This is a genomic window from Mycobacterium sp. (assembly GCF_049280035.1).
Lineage (GTDB): Bacteria > Actinomycetota > Actinomycetes > Mycobacteriales > Mycobacteriaceae > Mycobacterium.
Genome location: NZ_JBAPPI010000014.1, coordinates 1 through 2,004 on the forward strand (window position 1 = coordinate 1; position 2,004 = coordinate 2,004).

A 2,004-nucleotide genomic window follows, 5' to 3' on the forward strand; every position below is an offset into this window, starting at 1 on the left:
GATCTGGGTCACCGACAGCACGCCCCACTTGCCCTCGACCCGATGCACCCGCAGGCAGATCGTGGCCAGGAACGGCAACGCGACACACGCGGCGAGGAGGCTGAACGCGAGGCCAACCCGTACCCGCAGCTTGTTGGCGATGAGAAAGTCGGCGATGTCCCGCGCGCTCGAGGTCGGTGACAGCGGCGGTATGAGCTTGCCGATCAGCATGAAGAAGACGAAGAAGAGGACGAGCATGACGATTCCCCCCCACGCGGCGATGCGTTGGAGTTTCAGATCCATGGCCGAATCCTAGGACTAATCCGCTCAATGTTTAACTGATTTGGCGAAGCGGCCTCAGCCCGCCTGCCCGAAGAGGGAACCCAGCCGGTCGGGAGCGCTCCCATGCAAGACCAACTCGTCGGCCCCCGCTTCTAGGTAGCGTTGGAATACTTGGTGGCAGGCCGGCGCCGATCCGATCGCAGCCGCCTCGCCGGTCCACGCCGCGGGCAACCGCGATGCGACCTCGACGAGTTCCTCCCGGGTGAGCACGGAGTCCGCCGAACCTCTGATCCCGGCGAGCAGCGGATGGGATCGCAACCGCGTCAGCGGCTCCGGATCCCAACCGTTGACGGTCGCCAATCGCTCTCCGAAGCCCGGAATCTGGTAGTAGGTCACCGCCCGCGCTCCGACCACCGCGAGTTCTTCGTCGGGAGGGAGCCCGCAGGCCACCACGACGGTGGCGTACACACGCACGCTGGCCGCCGGCCGCCCGGCCGCGCGTTCGGCGGCGCGCACGAGATCCACCGATCGCCGCACGGCGGCAGTCGTCAGGAACGGATGCAGCAGCACGCCGTCGAAGTGGCGGCCCGCGAGCTCCAGGCCCTTGGGCCCGATCGCCGCGAAGACCAGCGGAGGCACCGGTTGATCAGGTAAGTCGTTCAGCCGTAGTGAGGGGTAGGTGCCCGCGGGCCCGTCGTAGCGCACCTTCTTCCCCCGGCACAGCCGACGGAAGATGTCGGCGTGGTCGACGATCGAGGCGTTCGTGGCCCTCGGCAACCCGACGGCCTTCCACATGGCGTCCACCGAGCGTCCGACGCCAAGGATGAACCGCCCGCCCGAGAGCGCCTGAGCCGTCATCGCCAGCGACGCCAGCAACGCGGGATGCCGCGATTGCAAATGCGTTATGCCCGAGGCGATTCGGATTCTCGACGTGATCTGGCTGACCGCGCCTGTGATCACCCCGAGGTCCTTGGTACCCCACCGCTCGCTGAGCCATATCGTGCGCAGGCCGAGGCGCTCGGCGGCCTGTGCTTGGCTGACCACGGCGCCGGGATCGGTGACACGTCCGGGAAGCACGTAGGCCCCGAGGGCTGGACTACTCGACCGACTGCCATCCATGACCGCTATTCTGACAGTAGTGTTCAGAATGTTGGCAAGGGGTTCGGAGATGGCGTATGGGTCGACGCGCGGCGACGTCGGCGACCGGGTGGGCGACGTGATGCAGAGCTGGCTGCCTCCCCGGCTGGCGGCTTCAGGAGCGACGGCCTTCGAGATCTCCGACTTCACCGCCCCGCAGGCCGGTTACTCCGGGCGAACGGTGGTCTTCACCGCCGGCTGGATCGACCAAGCCGGCGTGCGCCACACCGAGGATCTGGTGTTGCGCGCACAGGCCGAGGACCACCAGTTGTTCACTGTGCCCGATGCTCCGCGGCAGGCCGAAGTGATGCAACGACTTGGCGCGCAGGGCATTCCAGTTCCCGATATCGTTGGCATCGAACGCGACGCAGCTGTTTTGGGGTCGCCGTTTTATCTGATGCGCCGGGTGCGGGGACGGACGCCATCGTACATTCCGAGTTGGCACAAGCGGGGCTGGACCGTCGACCTAGCCGCTACTGAGCGGGCGTTGTTGTGCGACAACGGGCTACGCGCACTAGTCGATGTGCACCGCGTCGACGACCCCGACACATTGCGTTTCCTCCGTGGCGAAGCCGACCCCACCCGCACGGCGTTGCAACGCTACCT

General features: G+C 66.7%; 2 protein-coding genes and 1 pseudogene. 1 reads left to right on the plus strand and 2 read right to left on the minus strand.

The features are described from left to right. Positions 1 to 282: pseudogene (locus WAN71_RS00430) on the minus strand (hypothetical protein); the annotation flags it as partial. A gap of 54 nt (positions 283 to 336) precedes the next feature. Continuing rightward, on the minus strand, positions 337 to 1,380 hold the full coding sequence (locus WAN71_RS00435; protein ID WP_422223442.1) for a TIGR03857 family LLM class F420-dependent oxidoreductase: 1,044 nt from the start codon (positions 1,378 to 1,380) through the stop codon (positions 337 to 339). A 49-nt stretch (positions 1,381 to 1,429) separates the two neighbouring features. Here WAN71_RS00435 and WAN71_RS00440 point away from each other — a divergent pair. Further along, the coding region (locus WAN71_RS00440) for a phosphotransferase (protein WP_422223443.1) at positions 1,430 to 2,004 on the plus strand (575 nt) is incomplete at its 3' end.

Coding starts and splice junctions, on each gene's coding strand:
- WAN71_RS00435 (WP_422223442.1), bottom strand. CDS start 1,380: ATGGATGGCAGTCGGTCGAGTAGTCCAGCCCTCGGGGCCTACGTGCTT.